The organism is Flectobacillus major DSM 103 (assembly GCF_000427405.1).
Lineage (GTDB): Bacteria > Bacteroidota > Bacteroidia > Cytophagales > Spirosomataceae > Flectobacillus > Flectobacillus major.
The window spans coordinates 15477-38742 of the sequence record NZ_KE386491.1; the positions used below are offsets into that span (position 1 = coordinate 15477).

The window sequence follows — 23266 nt, forward strand, 5'->3', positions numbered from 1 at the left end:
AAATGAAAACTAAAAAATACAAATAAGCATATTGTACTTTTTTGATATAGTTCCTTTAAAGTGAGAATAGCTCTTGAGGCTCAAGGCAGTTTTACATTACGATGAAATACCAACTGATTTACCATAAAATAAAAACACATGAATTTGATTGTTAGAGATATATATGAATCATATATTTGGGTTAAATAATTGAAAAACAAACTATTATCATTTTTGCCTTAATTCTCAACTTTTATAAACCCTGAATCATGTATGAAAAAGTCACACTTATTTTTTCTCTCCATTTTGTTTTCTTCACTATCTATTTATGCTCAGACCAAAGCAGATTCGGTGATGTATCTGGCTCCTTATGTAGTTGTAGGCCCCAAGTCGAGCCAAGTTAATATTATAGGTAATTATGGCCTGTATGTACCAAAGGGAGTTCTTACCGAAAAAGTAAGGGTTGCTGTAAAAAATACTTCTGGCTGGGCAGATTATGTATTTAAGCCAGAATATAAGCTTTCATCTTTGGACAAAGTTAAGAGCTATATAAAAGAGAACGGCCATCTTCCTGATGTTCCAAGTACTGAAACTGTTCTAAAAGATGGTATTGATATAGCTGATAATCAAAGACTGCTTTTACAAAAAATAGAGGAAATGACTCTGTATATTCTTCAACAGGAAGATAGAATCAAAAAGCTGGAGTATTTGGCTACAAAGAAAAAACATTCATATAAAAAAAATAAGCGGAATCATTTGTAACATAAGTAGTTTGTCATTTTCGGTATAGAGCCTCTCGTAAGATCAATAGATTAAATTTTTAGAAGAATACCCCAATATAATAGTAGTGGGTATTGTTTTACTCGAAATTAATAGTTTTCGAGTAGGGTTGCTATTTGTCTAAGTGAGAAAGAAAGCTCTAAGCCCACTCCTTTAATAATCTTATATTTCAGCGATATGAAACAAATACTTTTACTTATCCTCAGTCTGTTAACAATTGTTGTTAAAGCACAAGAAAAGTCTACTAAAGATACAAGCCTTGTTCCTTCTACATTGGCTACTTGTTCACAAACATTACTGGGATGTAATTTTAATAACTGGCCTAATCCATTGAAAGGTGAATCGATTACATACCCAGCTCCTGTAAATGGGAACTGTTATGATGGCTCGGCTGCAACCAAATGGAACTGTATAACCACCAGAGCTAATCAAACATGGTTTTATGTACGAATCTTGACGAGAGGAAACATTCGGTTTGTGTTTAATAACTCAAGTAATGTAGATGTCGATGGTGTATTATGGGGGCCTGTGGCCAATAATGATTTGGCAAATGCTTGTAGTGTAACAGAAACAACCCCACTGGTGTGTGACTATAACGCAGACGCTAGAGTGGAATTACCTTGTACAACGCATTCTTCCTTGTGTGGAGGTTCATTGAGTGGAACAATACCTGTAGAAGTAGGGCAAATCTATGTTTTGTGTATCTTAAATTATGCAAACAGGCCTACCAATATAACTTTGAGCCAGCCATTGAATGGGTCTGTTTATTATTCGCAAGAGTCGCTTGATTTTCAAATAGAGCATTTTAGAATTAATAATGGAAACAAAGCCGACAGAGTAAGTTTACGACAAGCAAGTACAGAAGATAACGGTGTTTTTAAGGTATGTGCAGATGGCTCTACTTCATCATTGTTTAAGGTAACAACAACCAAATCAAACGTAAAGGCAAGAATTAGTCAAGACCCTACAAAAGCTAATACAGCAATGTATGGGGAGTTTACGGAGGCAACATTTAACAATGGGGTGTATGAGTTTACGTATAAGCATCCAGATTATCTCAATAGTTTTTCTACGTATCTCCAATTAAATGTAGAATTATATGAGCAGAGTACATCTACACGAGCCCTCGCTTCGTATCCTTTAAGGATACACCCCGCACCGTTGCTCATGGTACATGGGTTATGGTCCAATGGCACTCCAATAGACGATTCAAGTTTTGAAGTTTTGGAGGGAGAATTGAGCACTTCTACAGCATATAGTATCAATACCAATGAAATAGTTACAAAACTATATCGACAAGCTGATTATAGGATTTCAAATGATGCGTCTTTTAGTACAAATGATTGGGTTGTTCCTGTTTATATAGCTAGTTTTAAAGACTACATTCTCAAAGAAGGGTACTCGTTTAGTAAAGTGGATATAATTGGGCATAGTATGGGAGGTATACTGTCAAGGTTATACTTGCAAAGTAGTCGATACAGTAATGATATTCATAAACTTATCACATTGAATACGCCTCACTCAGGTTCTCAAGTGGCCAATTTCTTATCAGACCCTCTTAATACTGGTGATGCCTTATGCGAATTTGTAAGAGATATGCTGAGTGGTAATCCTCAAGCTGCAACATGCCAAAGTGGGGCGATTAATGATTTGAAGGTTAATAGTGATGCCATTAGGGCACTTAATAGTGGTGCAGGTAGGATTAAGGTTGTTCCTTCACACGCAATAGCTACGACGTTTCCTACTAGTCAAATTTTGAGGGGACTCTCAAGAGTTCCTAAAGTTGGGATGATGGCAATGCTATTGAATATAGGTATATCTATCATATTCAATGGCGAAGATAATGATGGAATTGTAGCATTAAGCAGCCAAAAGGGAGGAGTCATTACGACAGCTCAATCGACTCCAAGTATGATAACACCTCATAGCTCACAAAGTAATAATAGTGTTCGTAATCAAATAAAAACCTTACTTACTACACCAACATCTAGTAGCATATTCACCACAGCAGGTTTTAACCCACCTACATTAGTATACAGTACACCACCACCAGAAAATAGAAACCAATTAGCTACCAATGCTACCATGCAGATAATTAAGCCAGCCAATGCTGTACGTGTAAATATCGGAGGAAGTTTAGGTTTTGAGATAACTTCCACCAATATTGTTGAAATAAATGCCATTATCAATTACGATGAAGACGAAGTGATGTCTTATAGTGCTACAGGTAATACCGCCAATTTTACATTACCAATTGACAACGGCTTCTCAATAGGGCCACACAGTGTTCTTGTTATTGGTAAAACAGCTACTGGAGAAACAATAAGACAACGTATCAGTTTTGAAGTTACCAATTGTGTTAGTCAGTATAATCCATTGAATGGTAATCTTACAAATTCGTTTTATCAAGCAGATAATTTAATTATTACCAATGGCAAAATTCCATTTGGGCAAAATATTCAAATGAGTGCAGGCCAATATATTGAGTTTATCCCAGGTTTTGATACAGACCCTTATACAATTTTGAATACTAAAATAGGAGGATGCAGTAATTAGCAATACTTTTACAGAAGAAGCTCCTTAGTTATAAAGGTAATAAATCTTTGTAGCTAAGGAGCTTCTTCTGTTGGTAGGTATGAGGTAGTAGTTTATCGAATTTGTTTAGCACACGAAAATATTTTCAAGAATACTTTCCCGTATTATCCAATGAGCTAGCAAATTCATCAATAACCCTAAAGTAATTGTACAAAATAAGTTTTACTTAGAGTATTTAATACTCAAGTTTATTAGCACCAAAGGTATGCAATCATAAGGTAGCCTTCCTATGTATCACTTTTCAGTCCATAAAATATATAGAATTATCTTTGAGGTACACGGCATAACACAGGATATTAATTGTTTTTTCTAATACAAAATTTACATCAATAATGTTGACAGGCATATACCTTGTTTGAATAACCTTGGCCTAAAAGAGAACCATACTGTTGTCTACATTGATTCATAAAACATAAGCTATTTGAACGTGACAAATCCACTAACTGAAACAGAGAACAATACTTATACTACTACTTTGAAAATCCTACTGGTTTTTAATCGTCTTAGTGATTTTAAAGATAAAATTTACAATAGCTTCCTCGAAGAAATAGACGGGAAAGCCAAGGTAGATGTGTATGTGCAGCCTATAAGCCCACAAACAGCCTCGCATTTCGACCAAGTGATTCGAGAAAAGGTTGTGGACTATGATTTTGTGGCTATCATGTTGCATGCTGTGTGTTTGAACGAAGATATACTGAAAACACTCAATAGTATTCCCAAAGAAAAATTGCTAATTTTGGATAAACGAAACGAGTTTATTCGTGGCGAGTATGCCTGTGTCTACCAAGATTTCGAGCAAGATATTTTATCAGTTTTACAAACAGCACAGCCGCTTGTCAATAAATACAAGGCAATCAACATAGTAGTAGATGAGCCTACCAATTTTTCAAAGGGCATTGCCAACGGAATTGTACAATTTTCTCAAGAAAATTCGTTACAGTATAATATATATACCGAGTTAAAAGAAGATATTGTTAGGGAAAAAGAAGCTTATTTGGTGTTGTCAGAACAGTATTTAGTAGATATATTGAAGGTATGTTCCAAAAGAAATTGGTCTGTCGGAAAAAATATAGGTATTATTTCATACAATGAAACACCTCTAAAAGAGGTTCTATTTGGAGGGATTACAGTGGTAACTACCGACCACGAACAGCTTGGGCGTAGTGCTGCAGCTTTAATTCTAAGTGGAAAAAAGGAACATATTCGTAATCCTTTTGTTTTTATTCAACGAAACTCACTGTAAATAGTTAAAATTATCTTACCCGCTTAATATTGCAATTGGTAGTCCCTAAAAGGGAAATAGGCGAAAAAATTTCTCATTTTACCTGTTATCCTTTAAATTGCATTAAGGAGGTTTAAATTAATGAAATTCAGAAGTTTACTGATATTGCTTTTGGGATGTTGCTTGAATTTTATAACCACAGGACAACTGAGGTTTAACCGCATTGGTACACAGCAAGGTCTTTCACAAAGTACAGCATTCAACATATTTCAAGATAGCAAAGGGTTTTTATGGTTTGCTACTTCCGATGGCCTCAACAAATATGACGGTTACAGCTTTACTGTGTACCGCCATACCTTCGACGACCCCAACTCTATTAGTAGTAGCAATATTTCTTGTATTACCGAAGACTACGAGGGCAACTTGTGGATTGGTACAATCAATGGTGGTGTCAATAAACTAGATGTAGCTTCAGGTAAGTTTATCCGCTACAAAGTTGCCAAATACAAATCTAATATCAGCGACAGAAGTATTTCGGGGATTATTGCCACTCGTGACCACAAAATCTGGGCGGCTACTTATGGTTATGGACTTTTGTGTTTTGATATTGCCAAAAATACGGTTTCTTGGCGACTCACCGAGTCGAAGCCGCTGACTACCAACGATATTACAAAATTGTATTACGATAAAAAAGGAAATATTTGGCTGGGTGGCCACTATGGTGTAATGACCGTAATTAACCCTGCTGGTAAAGCTCAGACCTATCGTTTAGAGAACGAATTACCTCCTCAGAAAAACCAAATCAATTGCCTTTTTGAAGATTTGAACGGTGACTTATTGGTAGGTACACGTGGCAACGGACTCTATAAATTCGATTTAAAAACAAAACAATTTACCCGCTTATTATATAACCCTTCGGTAACCGACAAAGAAAATATCATTACCTCGATGGTGCGTGACCGCCAGGGGATTTTATGGATAGGAACCGACAGCGGAGCGATTTTAGTAACCAAAGCCGACTATCAAAATACGACCCATTTGCAGTCAAATCCTGATTCTGATACAGGATTAAGTTCTTTTTCGATTATTTCACTTTTTGTTGATAAAGACGATAACGTTTGGATAGGTACTTGGGAGGGTGGACTTAATGTGCATTATCGAAGACATAGCAAATTTGCTTTGTATCGCCACAAGTCTAATTCTCCGCAAAGTTTGCTGAGCAACAAAGTCACTTCTATTAGTTGCGAAAGCAATGACAAAATCTGGATTGGAAGCAACAATGGGCTAACATTGCTCGATAGAACCAACAATCAGTTTTCGCATTTTATCAATAATCCCGAATCGGCCAAAATACAGAATAATAACGATATTGTATTTCTACAACATGATAGAGATGGCGATATGTATGTGGGCGTTTGGGGTGTTGGCTTGCGGATGTTACGAAAGGGAAGTAGTTCTTTTGAAAACTATACCTATTCTGGTGGAAAATACGGCGCCAATATATCAGCTATTAGTCTTTCGGCTGTTCCAAACAAAGTGTGGTTAGGTACTCAAGGAGAAGGCGTTGTTATTTTTGATAAAGTAAGCAGAACATTTACACCTATTCCCGAGCTCAATACTGTTGGGCGTTTGTACGGTATTCATGTCAACTCGCTTATGGAAGATGCTTCGGGGATGCTTTGGGTAGGCTCGTACAACAATGGGGTATTTACCTATAATCCTCGTAATCATCAAGTACGCCATTTTTTACAAACAGATGTAGAGGGCAGCTTGAGGGGTAGTTCGGCATTTAGGATTTTTCAAGATTCACGAAGACGTATTTGGATAGGTACTAATGGCGGAGGCCTGAATCTATTTGACCCAAAACGTCAAAATTTCAAAATTCTTACCGTAAAAGATGGCTTGCCAAATAATGCCGTAAAAGGTATTATGGAAGACAGCCACCAAAACCTCTGGCTAGCTACTAATGAAGGTTTGGCTGTTTTTGATACCCGAAAATGGAAATTTAAAAACTTTGCCGAGTCTGACGGGCTACAAGGAAAGGAGTTCCTTATCAATGCCTATACCAAAAACCAGCGCGGAGAAATGTTTTTTGGTGGAACGGGGGGCTTGAATGTATTTCATCCCGACAGCCTAAAAGGAAGTAACGAAGTGCCACAGGTATACATTACGGGTTTAAAATTATTTAATAAACCTGTTGAAATAGGCGAAGATTCGCCCCTGAAACAGAGTATTTCGGTTACTAAAGAAATTACCTTTAAGGCTCGTGAAAATGTATTTTCGATTGATTATGTAGCCCTAGATTTTCAGCAACTCAAAAATAACCAATACGCTTACATCCTCGAAGGCTTTGATAAAGACTGGAACAACGTAGGAAAACAACGTACCGCAAGTTATACCAACTTGAACCCAGGAGAATATACTTTTAAGGTAAAAGCTACCAACAACGATGGTGTGTGGAACGAAAACCCTGCAACCATCAAAATCATTGTTTTGCCTCCGTGGTATCGTTCGTGGTGGGCTTTTTTGATTTATGGGTTGATGATTTTGGCGGGTTTGGTTGCCCTGCGAAGAATGATAGAAATAAGGGAACGATTCAAATCTGATTTGCGATTGAAGGAACGTGAAAAGGAACAAATTCGAGAATTGGACCGATTGAAAACCAATTTCTTTACCAATATCTCGCATGAGTTTAGAACACCACTTACTCTTATTATTTCGCCATTAGAACGCTTTTTTGCCGAAAATCCAGACTTGCCAGAAAAACAAAAAGGACAGTTCAAACTTATTCATCGCAATGCCAAACAGTTGCTAAAACTGATTAATCAGCTCCTTGATTTGTCAAAGCTCGAAGCAGGCAAGTTTACACCCGAAATTTCGCAAAATGATATTGTAGAGTTTTTAGAGAAAATAACCTTCTCTTTCAAAAGCTTGGCCGAACAAAAACAAATTGATTTGAAATTCAATGCACCTCTTCATCAATTAATGGCCTATTACGATGCCGATATTGTTGAAAAAGTAGTTACTAATTTGTTGTCAAATGCTTTTAAATATACGCCAGAGAAGGGCAAAATAGAGGTAGAACTTCTACCAGAATTGGGTGAAGATAAAACCGTTGAGCGTATCAAAATTATAGTCAAAGACTCTGGAAAGGGTATTTTGCCTATGCATATCAACAATATTTTTAATCGTTTTTACCAAATTCATGAAAATAGCCAGCCGCAGGTTGTAGGTACAGGTGTTGGACTTGCCCTTTGCAAAGAGCTAACAACCTTGCACCGTGGCGAAATCAGTGTAGCCAGCGTATATGGCGAAGGCTGTACCTTTACGGTGATGTTGCCTGTAGCAAGTCGGGCTTTTGAACGAAACTGGATTAAAGAAACCCAAAAAGAAATAGGAATAGAAAGCCCAACATTGATTACCAAAACGTTGCAAAAAACTAAAGTTAATCCTGATTCGGAAAAACCAATAGTGCTGATTGCTGAGGATAATGAGGAGCTTCGAGAATATATCAAAGAAATTTTTGTGGAAAATTTCCAAGTAATAGAAGCCGAAAATGGCAAATTGGCTTGGGAAAAAGCCCAAGAATTTATCCCAGATTTAATTATTTCTGACTGGATGATGCCCCAAATGACGGGTGTAGAGTTTTGTGGTATGGTAAAAGAAAACGAAAAAACTAGCCATATTCCTGTGATTATTCTGACCTCGAAAAGTAATAACGAAAGTAAAATTACAGGTTGGGAAATCGGGGCAGACGACTATATTACCAAGCCCTTCAATGCTAATTTGTTGGAAGTAAGGGTGAAAAATTTACTAGAGATTCGTCGTAAACTCCGTGAAAGGTTTAGTCAAGAAGTAGAGATACAACCTAAAGAAATTACCCTTAATTCGGCAGATGAACATTTCTTGGAAAAAGCTATTCGGATTGTAGAAGAAAATATTGATAATTCGGCATTTGATATTCAGCAATTGGAGCTTGAACTAAAAATGAGTAATATGCAATTGTACCGAAAATTGAAGAGCTTGACCAACCTTTCTGGCAATGAGTTTATTCGTAATATCAGGCTCAAAAGGGCTGTTCAGTTACTCGAAACTGATACCTATACCGTTGCTGAAATTGCTTATAAAGTAGGTTTCAACGACCCTTCGTATTTTACAAGAATTTTCAAGAAAGAATATGGTAAATCACCTTCGGAAATGCGAGATAAAGTAAAAGAAGCTTAGTCGCAGAGTAAATAGGTATTTCTAAAATATAATTTGAGAAAGAGTAACAGGAAGGAGTACAGCGTTGTTTGTGCTGATTTTTAATAGTAAAAATTATTCTATAGGTGAGTAACTCACCTATAGAATAATACAATACTTAGTTTTCGGGAGTGGCCTTTCTTGATTGTAGCCAGCCTTTGCTTAGGAGTTGGTTTGCCTTCCAAGCTTTTTGCTCAAGCTTCATTTTGTTGGTAGTTTCTTCCGATACAGGACTTATCGTACTCAAGTCAGGACAGCCAGCATCTACCCAGCTAGTGTACCAAAAATCAGCTACACAACGTGACGACGCTAATAAACGCTCGTTGACAGTATTACCCAAACGAAGCGAATAAGCTTTGGCAAATTCTGGCGAATAGTTCTTACGCATTTGTCCAAATCTTTCAGAACGCTTAAACTTTTTGTCTTCACTAAAGCCTACCGAAGCATTAATTTCTTCTTCAAAAACCTGTTTTAACATTATATTCGACTGACGCAAAACTTTCCAAATCTCCTCTTGGGGATTTTTCAGGTATTTAGCTTTATGTTTTTGATAAAGGTTGTAGTCGTTGAGGTGTAATTCTGGAATAGTACTTTCCCAAAGCGAATGCAACCCTCTTTGATTACTTAATTGGCCATCATAATTGATACTGGTATGCAAAGGTACGTGTGCATCCGAAATATAGTGGCCCAAATCGGCGGCATAAAATAGAATACTATCTTTTTGTTTATTTCTAAAAGCATTTGTGAGTTTTTCTTTCAGTAATAATACCTCCCAAGGTACAGTACCATATTTGCGTAAGGTATCTTCCGAGTATTTTTTTACGGCATCTTCCCATTTTTGAGGCATAGTATTAATAGCATCTTCACCAAAAAGGGGGGCATCTATATCAATAAAATGTTTGGTTTCTTCCTTGGGATCATCTTTACGTCGTACATCGGGGCGTACAGAGTTATAGACAATGTAGTCTACATTGGTAGCAAAAAAACCTTGTAGTTTTTTCGGAAGCGAATAAATCGAAATCTGATGAATGGTTCTGTGAGCTAAAAATCCCCACGAACATAGGAACAAGGCCATAATGCCAAATCCTACTAATAAAGGCAGTTTTTTCATTAAATAAAAGTCTGAATCCGAAGATGCAGAATAATTGAAGGGTTTATAAAGATTGTTTGAGCTAAATTATAGTGCTAAGTTTAATTCAAAATACAAAACATTATCGAGTGGATTGAAAGTATAGGGGGGAGTTTCTTGAAACCCTAGCGATTTATATAAGCCAATGGCTTCATGGAGTGTTGTGAGGGTATCTAGTTTCATGGTTTGATAGCCATTTTGCTTGGCAAAACTGATAGCTTCTTGAGCAAGTTTTCGTCCTAACGAGTGCCCTCTGAACGCATTTTTGACATAGAGCCTTTTCATTTCACAAACGCCTTCGGCAATTGGCTTTAGAGCAATACATCCAGCTACCTCTTGGCCATGATATGCCAAAATGATACAGCCTTGGGGTGGAGCATATATCTTTGAAAGTGTTTCTAGTTCTTGCTCAAAACGCTGAAAACATAAATCTACATTCAAGTTTTGGGCATATTCCAAGAAAATATCTTTTACTTCTTGTAGTTCTTCAGGAGAATACTGAATATAACGTAATTGCATAAATCGAATAATGTATTTAATTTTTTGATGAAGGATAGTCTACTGATTAAATCATAGCTTATTTTTGAATATGAAATTACAAGAAATTTTAAGAAAACTCATATCCGATAATGCAATTCATGCTAGGTTCTTGAATACGTTGTCGCTGATGGAAAATACAGGAGCTAGAAAAATTTCTGCTTCAGAGCACAAAACCAAGGTTTCATATATTGTGCTAAAACATGCTGCTGAAGAAGCACGCCATGCTTTTTATTTGAAAAAGCAAATTCAGAAAGTTGGTAAAATAGAGCATTTCGCTACCTACGAGAACGACTATTTGCTGGCACCTTTTGCTAGTTATTCGTACCTCAACCTTTTAGATATACAAGTATGTAAGTACTTGAAAAAGACCTTAAACCTATCGGGTGCTGACCTCAGGTTTGCGGCTTACTTATTGGTAACGTATTCGATTGAAGTACGTGCCGATGAATTGTACCCAGCGTATCAAGAGGTATTGGATGAGGCAAAATCAAAAGTAAATATGCGTTCAATCATTGTTGAGGAAGAAGGGCATTTGGCCGAGATGATAACGCAACTTCAGGCATTTTCAGCAGATTGGCAAATTCACGCTCAGAAAGCCTGTGAATTTGAACAACAATTGTTTGACAACTGGGTGGACGCTATTGGTAAGGAATTAGCCAATTAATAGAGTAGTCTAGGCGTTACTGGGTTGGTATTCAGTGTTTTACTGGATGATGTCAAATGAATTTAATCATAGACATCATCCAATAAAATCTTTTCTAGCAATTGGCCTGATTTAGTTGTTAGAAATATAGAGAAGAAAGCTCATTAGGCGTTCATAAGTAATAAAATCATCTTCAGGAGCACCCGAAATAACCATATATTTGCGGTGTTTTTCGGCTATTTCCAAGAACTTATCACTATTGATAAGTTTGGCCGCAATCATTCCCTTAAAACAACGATGTGTTTGATTATACACATACTTGCAGGTTTTGTTGGGCAAATCATTAAAAATATGGTGAATCGCATTTAGGTTATTGTTTTCGGTCAAAAACACAAAACCTTGTGTATTCAAGAATTCCTTGATTTCTTCACAAATATCATCTAAATCATGTTCTTCAATAATTTTATACCTAAAATATTTGGCATTATTAAACTTCCCAATCGATATTACTAAAGTATTGGCATCGGGCCAGTAGTCGCGGGTGTTGCCCAAAAACTGCTGAGCAATTTGTTCTATTTGTTCGTGGCGACAGCCAAAATTTACTTCAAGCCACGTTTCGCCCTCATAAGTAGTAGCCGTAAAAATAACATTTAGAAAACCAGATGGTGTAAATTTGCGGAATTGCTTTTTATCAGCCATCAAAATAAAGTCGTGCCCGTAAAAAAAATCATGAAGCTTTTCATATAAAGTGATTTCAAATGGCTTGGTTGACATTAGATTAGCAAGTTAGGGTGATTATGAGACCATTTTTTGAAAAAGCACTTCAATAAGTCGTTTTTTTTCAAGTGTAAATGTATAAAAATCTATAACTAAAACGAGATTTACAGAAAGTTTGTTTTATGATAAATTCCAAAATAAATACTAATCAGTCCTAACGGAGAGTATATAACAAGCATGCAAAAAATACTTATTTTATCAGATACACATAGTTTTTTAGATAAGCGTCTTGAGCCTCATTTGGATTGGTGCGACCAAATTTGGCATGGAGGCGACTGGGGTAGTGTTGCGGTTTCGGACACACTTGTAGCCTTAAAACCTGTTCAAGGAGTTTATGGTAATATTGATGATGCTACACTTCGCCAAATTTATCCTAAAATCAATCATTTTACCTGCGAGGAAGTACACATAGGAATGACACATATTGCAGGGGCACCGTCGAAATACAAGCCCGATGCCTTGGAGTGTTTTACCGAGCGTATTCCAGATATATTTGTTTGTGGGCATTCACATATTTTACAAGTAAAAAGAGACCTAAAAAAAGGCAATATGCTGTTTATTAACCCAGGAGCAGCAGGACAACACGGCTTTCATGAAGTACAAACAGCCATTCGGCTAAAAATAGAAGGAAAAAGAATCTTTGATTTAGCTGTAATCGAAATGCCTCGTTCCTCAAAGCATTAGTAGGGTTGACAAGAATAATACAATTGTACTAAATTTGTAGCCGATTTAAGGAAGCCCATTGGTTTTTCTATTCGATGATTTAACACAAAAATTTGTATAACCAAAATGATAACGACATTGGCAGGAGCAGAAACGTTGAATAAAGTAGTTATGCTGGGCGACAAAGTGCTGATTCGTCCGCAAGAAGGAAATAATACCACTCGTTCGGGTTTATTTTTACCACCAACCGTACAAGAAAAAGAGGAAATCCAGAAAGGATACATTATAAAGGTAGGGCCGGGTTTTCCAATACCTGCTGTACAAGAAGACGAGCCTTGGAAAGATGCCGAAAATGTAAGATATATTCCTCTACAAGTAAAAGAAGGCGACCAAGCTTTATTTTTGAAAAGAAATAGCTTGGAGGTTGAAATCGACCATGAAAAATACCTGATAGTATCTCAATCAGCAATTGTGATGATTGTAAGAGAAGATTGGTAAGAATAAATAAATTATTTTAATAAATAATTGAGCCGTAAGTATTTGATAGTTAACTTTTTATAGATGTCAGGTAGAAATTCTCTATTTTTGTTTATAAAATATGGTGTTTTTGGCACAGCATTTGTAAATATTTTAAATGAAGTATTTATCCATATTTTATCTTCCAGCAAGATATTTAATCAAAATGACTTTGGATATTAATGTATTGTAAAGAAATAATAGAGAAAAACTTACTTTTAAGGTTTTTGGCACTACATTTGATACTGTTTTAAATATAAAAATTAAGGTTCGACTCAAAATAAAAAAATAATAGTACAGAAATATAACAGTAAGTATGCCAACTTATTGATTAAAGATTAGCCATTCTTTTTGCCGCCACGAAAGGAGTATGGATTTTGAAAACAAAGTTGCTATCGTAGTTTTATGCTTTGATAGGCTTTAATGTATCAAAATTTATCGCTCAAAATGATAGTTATGGTGTCCTTAGCGATGTCATTGCCATAACTTACCTCATTGCTGTCTGTACATTTTCCATTTATTCGGAAGAAATATCAACATATTTGAAATCTATTTTCAAATAAAAAAATACCGATTTGTACTAATGCTACTTGATAGAATCTATAGGTAGGTTCTAAACAAGAAAAGTAAGTACAGTTGTGCGTCGGCCAGGGTGTTTTGTATACCCAGCCTGTGTAAAAATCTTTACGGTAAGGTTGTTATCTTTTTATTAGCGGCTAACTATTGGCGGATAGTTGTCAACTAAATAAATCGTGTTACCTCCGTATTGGAAAGGGGTTGAATTGGGGATTATTCTGGAGTATTGGCGGATTTCTCTGGTTTTATATAACCCCATTCTTCCTTTATTTCCTTAAAAAATGTCAAATTGCTATTGTTGATTCACTATTGTAGGATAGTTTATTCTTCAGTTTTATTTAAGTTATTATCGTCCTTACTTTATTAGTTATTATCAAGTATGTAATACCTCAACGTATTCGCTATGCTTGTAAAACTAATTACCTAACCCTTAAGATTATAGCCCCGAATTGCGAAAGCTTTTCGGGGTTTTTATTTATTTGGTCTTAACTTTGCTCAGAAATCAACTTATCTCTATGTATATCTCCAACAAAACCGTCATACTGATTATTGGTACTATATTGCTTATTTGCAGTGATATTATGGCCATAATTACTCCCAAAGATTCTATTCCTTCAACACGCGAGTTAGCTCCTGTAACAATCTATTCTTCACGAGTACCCACAAAAGACAACCAACTTCCTGTAGCAGTATCGGTAATAGGCAAAGACCGCCTGCAAGTAGGACAAACCAAAATGTCGCTGTTTGAGTCGTTGACAGCAGTACCGGGGGTGTTTGCAATGAATTCCGAGAACTTTGCCCAAGACCTGCGTATTTCTATCCGAGGGTTTGGGGCAAGAGCGGCATTTGGTATTCGAGGACTCAAAATCGTAATGGATGGTATTCCTGAATCTACACCCGATGGTACAGCCAAGTTAGGTAATATGGACGTAGGTATGGTAGAAAGAGTAGAAGTTATAAAGGGAGCTACAGCAGGAATTTATGGAAACGCTTCGGGAGGGGTAATAAGCCTTATTTCGGAATATATTCCTGAAAAACCATTTGCCGAATTTAGTACAACATTGGGTGCTTGGGGCTTGGCAAGGTATCAGGTAAAAACTGGTGGTACTACAGGAAAGTTTTCTTATTTGGCCAATGCTTCTCGTTTGCAAAGTACAGGATACCGAGATAAAAGTACCCTAGAACGTAACCTTATCAACCTAAAGTTGGGCTATCAGTTTACCGAAAATGCCAAACTAACTTTTCTGGCAGGCTATGTTGATAGCCCCAAAGCAGAAGACCCTGGTGGACTTACCCTAGAGGAAGTTGGTAATAACCGAAGGCAAGCTCGCAAAGCCAATATTGATTACAATACCACCGAAACTTTCAAGCAGGTTCGCCTTGCTATGGTTTATGACCAAAATATTGGCAAAAATCAACAATTAAATATCAGAAGTTTTTATGTAAACCGTGATTTTAATACCAACCAAGGTTTTGAGAATAGTGGACAAATTGCCTTCAAACGAGAATTTTGGGGAGGAGGTGTCGCTTATCAATGGACATTGCGACGATACCGCCTAAAAACAGGAGTAGACCTAGAAAATCAAAGCGATAACCGTCAACGATATGATAATAAATTAGGATTAAGGGGAACTTTGCGGTTGGATCAGCTTGAGGACTTTCGGAATGTAGGACTATATATTTTACAAGAATTTACCCCAACCAAACATATTCGGGTAGCTTTTAATACACGTTACGATTGGGTAAATTTGGAAGTAAAAGACGCATTTTTATCGGATGGGAATCAGTCGGCAACAAAGAATTTCAAGCGTTTTAGTCCAATGCTAGGTATTTCTTATAATTTCAATAACCGAAATACGATTTATAGTAATTTTACTAGCAATTTTGAAACCCCATCGCTCAACGAACTAACCAATAACCCTACAGGACAAGGAGGCTTTAATCCTGATTTGGCCCCTCAAAAGTCTCAGAACTATGAATTAGGCTATAAAGCATGGCTGGGTACAAAAATTAGGGTAGACCTCGCTGTATTCAAAGTAAAAGTACAAGACGAAATTGTACCGTATCAGTTGCCCAATCAGGTAGGACGCACTTTTTATAGAAATGCAGGGTTGTCGACTCGCAATGGCCTTGAACTGGGCATTACCTATAAAATGTTGCCAGCTTTAACGGGGTATTTTAATTATACCTACTCTGACTTTAAATACCAAAGCTATCAGACATTGGCAGGTAAATACGACGGAAATGCCCTTCCTGGAATACCAAACCATAATGTATATTCCGAGATCCGATATTTTCCGAAAACGGGCTTTTTTGCAATAGCTCAGTTTCGTAGTATTAGCTCAATATCGGCCAACGATGCCAATACAGTAAAAGTTGATGGTTATGCACTAGTAAATTTACGTTTGGGTTGGCAAAAACAACTCAAAGGCATTTTGATAGAGCCATTTATAGGAGTAAATAATATCAACAACGCCGTATATTTTGCCAATATCCAAATCAACGCCACAGCAAACAGATATTATGAACCCGCTTCAGGCAGATTTTTCTTTGGAGGACTCAAGGTACGAATCTAAATAAAATGTATGCCGTTTAAAAACAGAGGGTTAGAAAAAAAGTGTACGAATACCCAAAAAGGAACTAAAAATCTTTGGAAAATGCTTATATTTGCAAGCTGATTCTCAAAAAGAAGAAAGATTTTCTTTGAAAATTAGTCAAATTAGGGGGGCGACCGGTATTGACAGCTTGAGCACTCTAATTGTAAGCACGTCGGGAGTAGGGTAGATCTCCTGTTAAAAATCAATCCGAACCATAACTGGCAATACACAGTATGCCATGGCAGCTTAATTCCTAATTTAGGGTAAGTCATGGGTTGCTATCAACTAGGTTGATGCTTCCCGCCACATCCCACTTGGCCAAACTCTGCCGTCAAGGTCTGGGGTGTCGAAATGCAGAGTCGGTTTTTGCTGATGTCTCTGAGCAAAATCTAGTATACCGAGACTACGGGTTATTTTAGGTCAGGCTTGAACCTTGTTAACCTCGACAATTAATCAAGACTAAACGTGTAGAAAGCTATTGGTTTCCTTGTCTGGACGAGAGTTCGAATCTCTCCGTCTCCACTCTAAAAAACCGCTTAATTCTAAGAATTAAGCGGTTTTTTGCGTTTAAATTATGAAAAGATTTTTTTGAAAATTCTATTTTTTAAGCGAATAAATTTTAATACCGTCGATAGATTTTTTAATCGATTATTTAAAATAAAAGTCCCTTTATCGGTATTGATATGGTTGATGCGATGGCCATTGAATGAAGGTTCTACTGTTTTACCTGATTTAATATCAATAAAATCATTCCTCAAATGCAGCTCGTTGGTTACCATATTCGACAGCATTGGTGTATAATACAAGCAATCTTGAAAGTAATAATGTGTTACCTGCGAGTAGCGAGTACTACTGAGGTTTTCGACCTTCGATCCACCATGAATAATATTTGACGACCAAATAAGGGCATCTCCTTTTTTGGCATAAAAATGCTTTTTCTCAAAATCCGAAACATTCATGATACTTTCTATAAAGCTCTCATAATCATTGTATTCGCTATAAGAAGTATCGTTTGGCTCTTTCTTAAAATGGGCGAAATTATATTCGGGCATTTTATGCGATTTGGCATAGTAAAATACTGCCCCATTTTCGGGCGTAATATCTTCTAAAGCTACCCACACACCACACATAAAACGGGCAGGAATAGAGCTAAAGTGAATGGTGTCGGAGTGGGCACGTTGTTGTGTTCCTACCTTAAAATTCAAGGTCTGAAAAGGAATCGGTTCTCTGTCGTATAGCATTTCTAAAGTAGCCAATACTTTAGGATGGCTTGCTACCTGCTTCACACTTTCCGAATACATCCACAAGTCCTGAATTCTAACTTTATCACGATGGGTACTTACAGGAAAATCAAAATTAAAGCCTTTGTTGTCCATTTCGGCTTTGACATCGTCTATCAGCGACTCTGCAAACAAATTTGGAATAACAACAAAGCCATTGGTATGATATTCTAAGGCTATTTTTTGGTCTGCTTCGCTAAGGTTTTTGGTTTTGAGAATTTCATTGAAAAAAGGCGACTCAACCCAAGGTAAGTTCATTTGATGCATAAAGCTATATAGGTTTGATGGAATAAATACTAAAAATTAACCTCTTACAAATATACACAACTAATTGAGGGAATTGGTATTGTATCAATCGAGAAAATATTATAGGGAAATCCCAAAATCTATTTTGTTGGCTAATTGAAAAGAGGTAACCGCTGTATTCTAAAACCTATTTATCTTTACAAAAAAATCCAAAAGCTATGTCTGAATTAATAGAGAAATTTTTACAACAACGAGAGTCTTCAAATTTAGAATTTAAAAGTAAAATAGATAATCCTTTCAAAATTGCTCGTACTTTAGCTGCTTTTGCCAATACCTCAGGAGGAACTTTGTTGATTGGAATCAATGACGACAGAACCGTAAAAGGCTGTACTGAATTGGATGAAATGTTGAAAATAGAGCAGGCCGCCGAGCACCTTATTGTTCCTCCTATTGCTATTAGGTATCGGTCTGAAATGTGGGAAGGCAAGCGTAAAGTATTAATAATAGAAGTAGACGAAAGTATTGACAAACCTCACGAAGCGATTGATGAAAAAGGAAATCGTACCGTTTATGTGCGTGCCAACGACCAAACTACACCTGTAGGAAAGGAAATGTCTCAGATTTTGGATAAGGCCGACAAAGCCGTAGAAAAAGAGATACTCGAACAGCCCAATGTCAAGTACTTAATTATGTATTTGAAGAAAAACAAAAGAATTGCGGCTCGTGAATATGCCAAATTGGTGAATATTTCGGAATATAGGGCCAAAAAGCTCTTAGAAACGCTCACTTACGAAGGTGTTTTGCTAATGCTTACCAAACAACGCCCTCCACAGTTTGTATTGAAATAACGCTAGGTTTAATGAATAATCAGTTTAGTATTAACGATAATTTCTTCGGGGGCTAGTTGAATATCGTTGGGCGTGTTAATAATTTTTAGTAATAAATTGGCTGCTTGCTCGCCCATCGAATAGGCAAATTGCTCGACAGATGCCAGCGGAGGGTTGTCTAAATAGGCTGTAATAGGCAAATTGGCAAAACTCACAAAAACAATATCTTTATTAGGCACAAGTCCTTTATGTTTGCAGGCTTGCATAGCATACAAAGCAACGTAATCATTAAAACAGAATACTGCTTCTGGAGGTTTGGGGCTATTGATTAGCTCCAACATCTTTTTGGTGGTATCCTCCTTACTCAAATCCGATGATTTGATATAATACTGATAAATAGGAAGCCCAAACTGCTTCATGGCATGCCAATACCCCATAAGGCGTTCGTCAGATATTTCTAAACTGGCGGGGCCATTCAAAATAGCTACTCTTTTAAGTCCTTTTTGAGCCAAAAAATTAATTACCTCAAAAGCAGCATCGGCAATATTGCCACGCACTTTATTGACGGGAACATCTTTGGGAACACGGTCGAAAAAAACAACAGGAATACCATAGTTTTCTAACTCTCTGAACTGATAATACTGGGTGGTTTCGGCCGAAATAGAGGCAATTACGCCATCGACCCGGCTACTGATAAACGACTTGATTGCACGAGTTTCACGCTCTAGTTTATCGCGCGATTGGCTGATAACCACATTATAGTTTTGCTCTGAGATAACGTCTTCAATACCTGTAATAGCCTGCGAAAAAAATTCTTCTTTGAGGTGTGGCAATACTACGCCTATTGTAGAGGTTTTATTTTTTTTCAATAAAATAGCAGCAGGATTGGGTACATAATTAAGTTTTTTAGCAACCTCAAAAACCCTTTCTTTAGTACGCAAGCCAATACGAGGGTGGTTTTGTAAAGCTCTCGAAACCGTTGAAATAGAAATACCTAATTCTTGAGCAATTTGTTTGATGGTAACCTGTGTTTTTTGCATACTGTATTTTATTTTCTTTCGCCTCAGACATATATAAGGCCTAAATTACAAACAATTATGTTGAATCCGTTGGGCTTGATTCAAAAAAACATTCATCTTGTGCAAATGTTTGATTATAGGACAAACCCGCATTTATTGGATTTTTGCCAATATTTTCCTGATTTAGAAAACACTGAGGTTTTCTAAATTTCTCAAAAATATCGTCCTTTGAGTAAAAATAATCTCCTTCAAGAATGTACCCTAATTCTATTATTCAAAAATTCACAAGTGTTTTTTTTGCCCAACCAACGTTGGTATTGCGTGCCCCAGGCCGTATAAATCTGATTGGCGAACATACCGATTATAACGACGGTTATGTGTTGCCTGCAAGTATCGACAAGGCTATTTATTTTGCTATTGCCCCACGCCCCGACCGTATTTGTCATCTTGTAGCCTATGATCTAGATAGCGAAATAAAGGTTTCTCTCGATAATTTTACCCAATCTGATATTGCTTGGAGTAACTACCTGATGGGGGTAGTTGACGAACTTCAAAAGGCTGGGTATTCTTTCCAAGGTTTTAATGTAGTTTTTGGTGGAGATATTCCTCTGGGGGCTGGCGTGTCGTCGTCGGCTGCTGTCGAAACGGGTTTGGCTTTTGCACTTAATCAAATATACCATTTAGGTTTGTCGACCATGCAAATGGTAAAAATGGCCAAGGCTGCCGAAAATAATTTTGTAGGGGTAAATTGTGGCATAATGGACCAATTTGCTTCGATGTTTGGCAAAAAAGATGCCGTCATTCGCCTTGATTGTCGTGATTTAAGCTATGAATACTTTCCGATTGAATTGCCCAATCATGCCGTAATTCTTTGTAATTCGGGTGTCAAACACTCCTTGGGCGATTCTGAATATAATACTCGCCGCCAAGAGTGTGAAGAAGCACTACGCATTTTTGCCCAAAATTTTGATAATATTACAAGCTGGCGTGATATTTCTTTTGAAATGCTAGCAACTATAAAAAACCAACTTAACCACACCGTATATCGTCGAGCCAAATATGTAATTGGCGAAATAGAAAGAGTTATAGTGGCTTGTGATGCTCTCAATCAGCATGATTTGGCTACATTTGGCCAAAAAATGTATGAAACACATTTGGGTTTACAACATGATTATGAGGTGAGTTGTCCAGAATTAGACTTCCTTGTAGAACAAACTTTGACCGATTCGGCTGTGATAGGTGCTAGAATGATGGGGGGGGGCTTTGGAGGCTGTACCGTCAATATTGTAGAAAAAGCACAACAAGAGGTGTTTTTACAAAGAATGAAAGCTACATACTTAGAAAAATACCAAAAAGAATTAGTTTGTTATGTAGTAGCACTTACCAATGGCACTGAAATTATCGGATAGATAAGTAATAGCTTGGTATTGTATGTAGATGATTATGGTATTCATCTAGTGGCATAAAACAATCGATAAAACTTGAAAAATGAATTTTGACGAAAATCCTCATAGAAGATATAACCCCCTAACAGACAGCTGGGTATTGGTGTCGCCACACCGTGCTAAACGGCCTTGGCAAGGACAAGTAGAAAAGCTTGCCTCCGATAACCGTCCTGCTCATGACCCTTCGTGTTACCTGTGTGCAGGTAATACCCGAGCCAATGGCGAGGTCAATCCTGAGTATAAAAATGTTTATATTTTTGATAACGACTTTGCAGCCTTATTGGCCGACACCCCTCAAGAAGAATACGCAGATGGCGAGTTGTTTTTAGCAAAATCAGAGAGCGGCGTTGGGCGTGTGGTGTGTTTTTCGCCTTATCATAATCTTACTGTTCCAGAGATGGAGGAAGCCGACATTAGGGCTGTAGTGGATGCTTGGGTAGACGAATACCTACAACTTGGAGCAAAGGACTTTATAAATTATGTTCAAATATTTGAGAATAAAGGTTTTGTAATGGGTTGTTCTAATCCACATCCTCATGGACAGATTTGGGCACAAAGTAGTATTCCCGACGAGCCACTCAAAAAACAACAAGCTCAGCTTAAATATTGGCAAAAGCATCAGCGTTCACTTTTGAGCGACTACATAGCCAGAGAGTTAGAAAAACAAGAAAGAGTTTTGTTTGAAAATGAGCATTTTGTGGCTTTAGTGCCATTTTGGGCTGTTTGGCCTTTTGAAGCAATGCTTATTCCTAAGCGAAAAATGGCTAGAATTTCGGATATGACTTCCGACGAAAGAGATGCCCTTGCCAATGCCTATAAACGTTTGACAGTAAGGTATGACAATCTTTTTGAAACGTCATTTCCTTATTCGGCGGGTATTCACCAGGCCCCAACCGACGGCGAAGAACATGACGAGTGGCATTGGCATTTTGTATTTTATCCTCCACTTTTGCGTTCGGCAACTGTCAAGAAATTTATGGTGGGTTATGAAATGCTCGCCAACCCTCAGCGAGATATTTCGGCCGAAAAAAGCGCGAATATTCTCAGAAATTTATCCGAAATACATTACAAGAACGTAGAATAACAGTCGGTATTTTAGCATGTCAGCAAATGCTATCATTGTTGTTATAATTCAATGATAGCATTTACAGATATGTTTATTTACTAGCTATTTCGGGTTTAAACTTTTCAATTTTGTTTTTGATAGGCTTTAAGCTCATCAGATAAGTATAGATTGCTCCTAAATCTTGTTCTTTCATACCTGCGTACATTGTCCAAGGCATAATAGATTGGAATTCGCCTTTGGGTACTTTAGGTGAATGATAAGTACTGTCTCGGTAAGTTTTAAAGCGAGCTATAAAAGCCTCTTTCGTCCAAGTACCAATACCCGTTTCTTTGTCGGGGGTAATATTGGGCGAAATAAGGAGTCCAAAACCTGGTATTTTAAATTCAAATCCACCTGCAAATTCCATACCTTCTATTTTTTGACCTTTTTCGGCCTTTGTATGGCACTCCATACAAGCCGCCGAAGTAGTTAGGTATTTGCCCAATGCCAAAAGGTCATCGGTATTGGGGCGTGGTGAAGGGCTTGCTTTTTGGGGAATTGTATTGATAATAAAGTTCATCGGAAAGTCGGGTTTTGAAGCCTCTGGTGTATTTTCTATAGGAGATAAGGTTCGTAAATATGCAATAACTGCATAAATATCCTGAGTATCCATTGTTCCATAATAAGAATAAGGCATAACAGGAAAAAGGGCATGTCCATCTTTGCTAACCCCCGACGTGATGGCTCGGTAAATTTCGCCGTCGGTCCAGCTCGATAGGGCAGAAGGGGTAATATTTTTAGCCGTAAATTTCCCAGGAAAGCCTAGGCGTTGGTCAAAAACTTCGCCTCCTTTACCTTCTGTGCCAGTAATTGGCGGGGCAGCAAACAAGCTGTAGTCACGGGTACTGTGGCAGTCGATACAAACCATAACATGATTGGCTAGGTATTGGCCTCGCTCAATCATTGCAGGCGTAGCATGAATGGTGATTTCGGGTGCTGGGCCAACATTGGGCAAGCCCCAAGATACATAACCAAGAATGCCAGCGATGGCAATAATGATAAATCCTATTACTAGGAAACCGATTTTGAAGACTTTTTTCATAGTTGTGAATAGCTGATAATCAAATGGATATAAATAGAGTTGT

17 protein-coding genes and 1 other RNA gene are annotated in these 23266 nt (G+C 37.3%); 12 read left to right on the forward strand and 6 right to left on the reverse strand.

Annotated features, from left to right (window positions below):
• Positions 1-252 precede the first annotated feature (252 nt).
• The 4 genes from FLEMA_RS75850 (at position 253) to FLEMA_RS0102035 (ending at position 8800) form a co-directional block, all read left to right on the forward strand.
• Positions 253-741: a hypothetical protein gene (locus tag FLEMA_RS75850; RefSeq protein ID WP_026994009.1), complete on the forward strand. Its 489-nt coding sequence runs from the start codon at positions 253-255 to the stop codon at positions 739-741.
• 195 nt (positions 742-936) lie between these two features.
• On the forward strand, positions 937-3315 hold the full coding sequence (locus FLEMA_RS0102020; RefSeq protein ID WP_026994010.1) for an esterase/lipase family protein: 2379 nt from the start codon (positions 937-939) through the stop codon (positions 3313-3315).
• A 466-nt stretch (positions 3316-3781) separates the two neighbouring features.
• Positions 3782-4597 (forward strand): substrate-binding domain-containing protein, encoded by an 816-nt coding sequence (locus tag FLEMA_RS0102030; RefSeq protein WP_026994011.1) that lies wholly within the window; start codon positions 3782-3784, stop codon positions 4595-4597.
• A 120-nt stretch (positions 4598-4717) separates the two neighbouring features.
• Positions 4718-8800 (forward strand): two-component regulator propeller domain-containing protein, encoded by a 4083-nt coding sequence (locus tag FLEMA_RS0102035; protein WP_026994012.1) that lies wholly within the window; start codon positions 4718-4720, stop codon positions 8798-8800.
• 136 nt (positions 8801-8936) lie between these two features.
• Here the strand turns inward: FLEMA_RS0102035 and FLEMA_RS67220 are convergent, their stop codons facing one another.
• Positions 8937-9929 (reverse strand): zinc dependent phospholipase C family protein, encoded by a 993-nt coding sequence (locus FLEMA_RS67220; protein ID WP_044170623.1) that lies wholly within the window; start codon positions 9927-9929, stop codon positions 8937-8939.
• Positions 9930-9995: 66 nt separating this feature from the next.
• The gene (locus tag FLEMA_RS0102045; protein ID WP_044170625.1) at positions 9996-10466 is read right to left on the reverse strand and encodes a GNAT family N-acetyltransferase; all 471 of its coding nucleotides are present in this window, start codon (positions 10464-10466) and stop codon (positions 9996-9998) included.
• Positions 10467-10536: 70 nt separating this feature from the next.
• On the opposite strand from FLEMA_RS0102045, the gene FLEMA_RS0102050 reads away from it, so the two are divergent.
• A complete protein-coding gene (locus FLEMA_RS0102050) occupies positions 10537-11151 on the forward strand; it encodes a hypothetical protein (protein ID WP_026994014.1) in 615 nt (204 codons plus the stop codon).
• Between the two features lie 111 nt (positions 11152-11262).
• On the opposite strand, the gene FLEMA_RS0102055 is transcribed toward FLEMA_RS0102050, so the two are convergent.
• Entirely contained in the window at positions 11263-11904 is a 642-nt protein-coding gene (locus FLEMA_RS0102055) for a hypothetical protein (protein ID WP_026994015.1), read from the reverse strand.
• A 180-nt stretch (positions 11905-12084) separates the two neighbouring features.
• Here FLEMA_RS0102055 and FLEMA_RS0102060 point away from each other — a divergent pair, with 180 nt between their 5' ends.
• The 4 genes from FLEMA_RS0102060 to ssrA all read left to right on the forward strand — a co-directional run bounded on the left by FLEMA_RS0102060 (position 12085) and on the right by ssrA (position 16784).
• Positions 12085-12591 (forward strand): metallophosphoesterase family protein, encoded by a 507-nt coding sequence (locus tag FLEMA_RS0102060; protein ID WP_026994016.1) that lies wholly within the window; start codon positions 12085-12087, stop codon positions 12589-12591.
• A 105-nt stretch (positions 12592-12696) separates the two neighbouring features.
• Positions 12697-13068 carry a co-chaperone GroES gene (locus FLEMA_RS0102065; protein ID WP_044170627.1) on the forward strand — a complete coding sequence of 124 codons (372 nt, stop codon included), beginning with the start codon at positions 12697-12699 and terminating at the stop codon, positions 13066-13068.
• A gap of 1109 nt (positions 13069-14177) precedes the next feature.
• On the forward strand, positions 14178-16238 hold the full coding sequence (locus tag FLEMA_RS0102070) for a TonB-dependent receptor family protein (RefSeq protein WP_026994018.1): 2061 nt from the start codon (positions 14178-14180) through the stop codon (positions 16236-16238).
• A gap of 147 nt (positions 16239-16385) precedes the next feature.
• Positions 16386-16784, forward strand: a transfer-messenger RNA (tmRNA) gene (ssrA, locus tag FLEMA_RS76490).
• A gap of 47 nt (positions 16785-16831) precedes the next feature.
• Here the strand turns inward: ssrA and FLEMA_RS67225 are convergent.
• Positions 16832-17806, reverse strand: coding sequence for a phytanoyl-CoA dioxygenase family protein (locus FLEMA_RS67225; RefSeq protein WP_052353914.1), 975 nt, complete (start codon positions 17804-17806; stop codon positions 16832-16834).
• 197 nt (positions 17807-18003) lie between these two features.
• On the opposite strand from FLEMA_RS67225, the gene FLEMA_RS0102080 reads away from it, so the two are divergent.
• Complete coding sequence (locus FLEMA_RS0102080) at positions 18004-18633, forward strand: AlbA family DNA-binding domain-containing protein (protein ID WP_026994019.1); 630 nt, start codon at positions 18004-18006, stop codon at positions 18631-18633.
• Between the two features lie 8 nt (positions 18634-18641).
• Here FLEMA_RS0102080 and FLEMA_RS0102085 read toward each other — a convergent pair whose 3' ends face one another.
• Positions 18642-19652, reverse strand: a complete 1011-nt coding sequence (locus FLEMA_RS0102085; RefSeq protein WP_026994020.1) for a LacI family DNA-binding transcriptional regulator — start codon at positions 19650-19652, stop codon at positions 18642-18644.
• 233 nt (positions 19653-19885) lie between these two features.
• Between FLEMA_RS0102085 and FLEMA_RS0102090 the strand changes: the two genes are divergently transcribed.
• Entirely contained in the window at positions 19886-21040 is a 1155-nt protein-coding gene (locus tag FLEMA_RS0102090) for a galactokinase (RefSeq protein ID WP_026994021.1), read from the forward strand.
• A 79-nt stretch (positions 21041-21119) separates the two neighbouring features.
• Entirely contained in the window at positions 21120-22160 is a 1041-nt protein-coding gene (locus FLEMA_RS0102095) for a UDP-glucose--hexose-1-phosphate uridylyltransferase (RefSeq protein WP_026994022.1), read from the forward strand.
• Between the two features lie 73 nt (positions 22161-22233).
• Here the strand turns inward: FLEMA_RS0102095 and FLEMA_RS0102100 are convergent, their stop codons facing one another.
• A complete protein-coding gene (locus tag FLEMA_RS0102100; protein ID WP_026994023.1) occupies positions 22234-23223 on the reverse strand; it encodes a c-type cytochrome in 990 nt (329 codons plus the stop codon).
• Positions 23224-23266 lie beyond the last annotated feature (43 nt).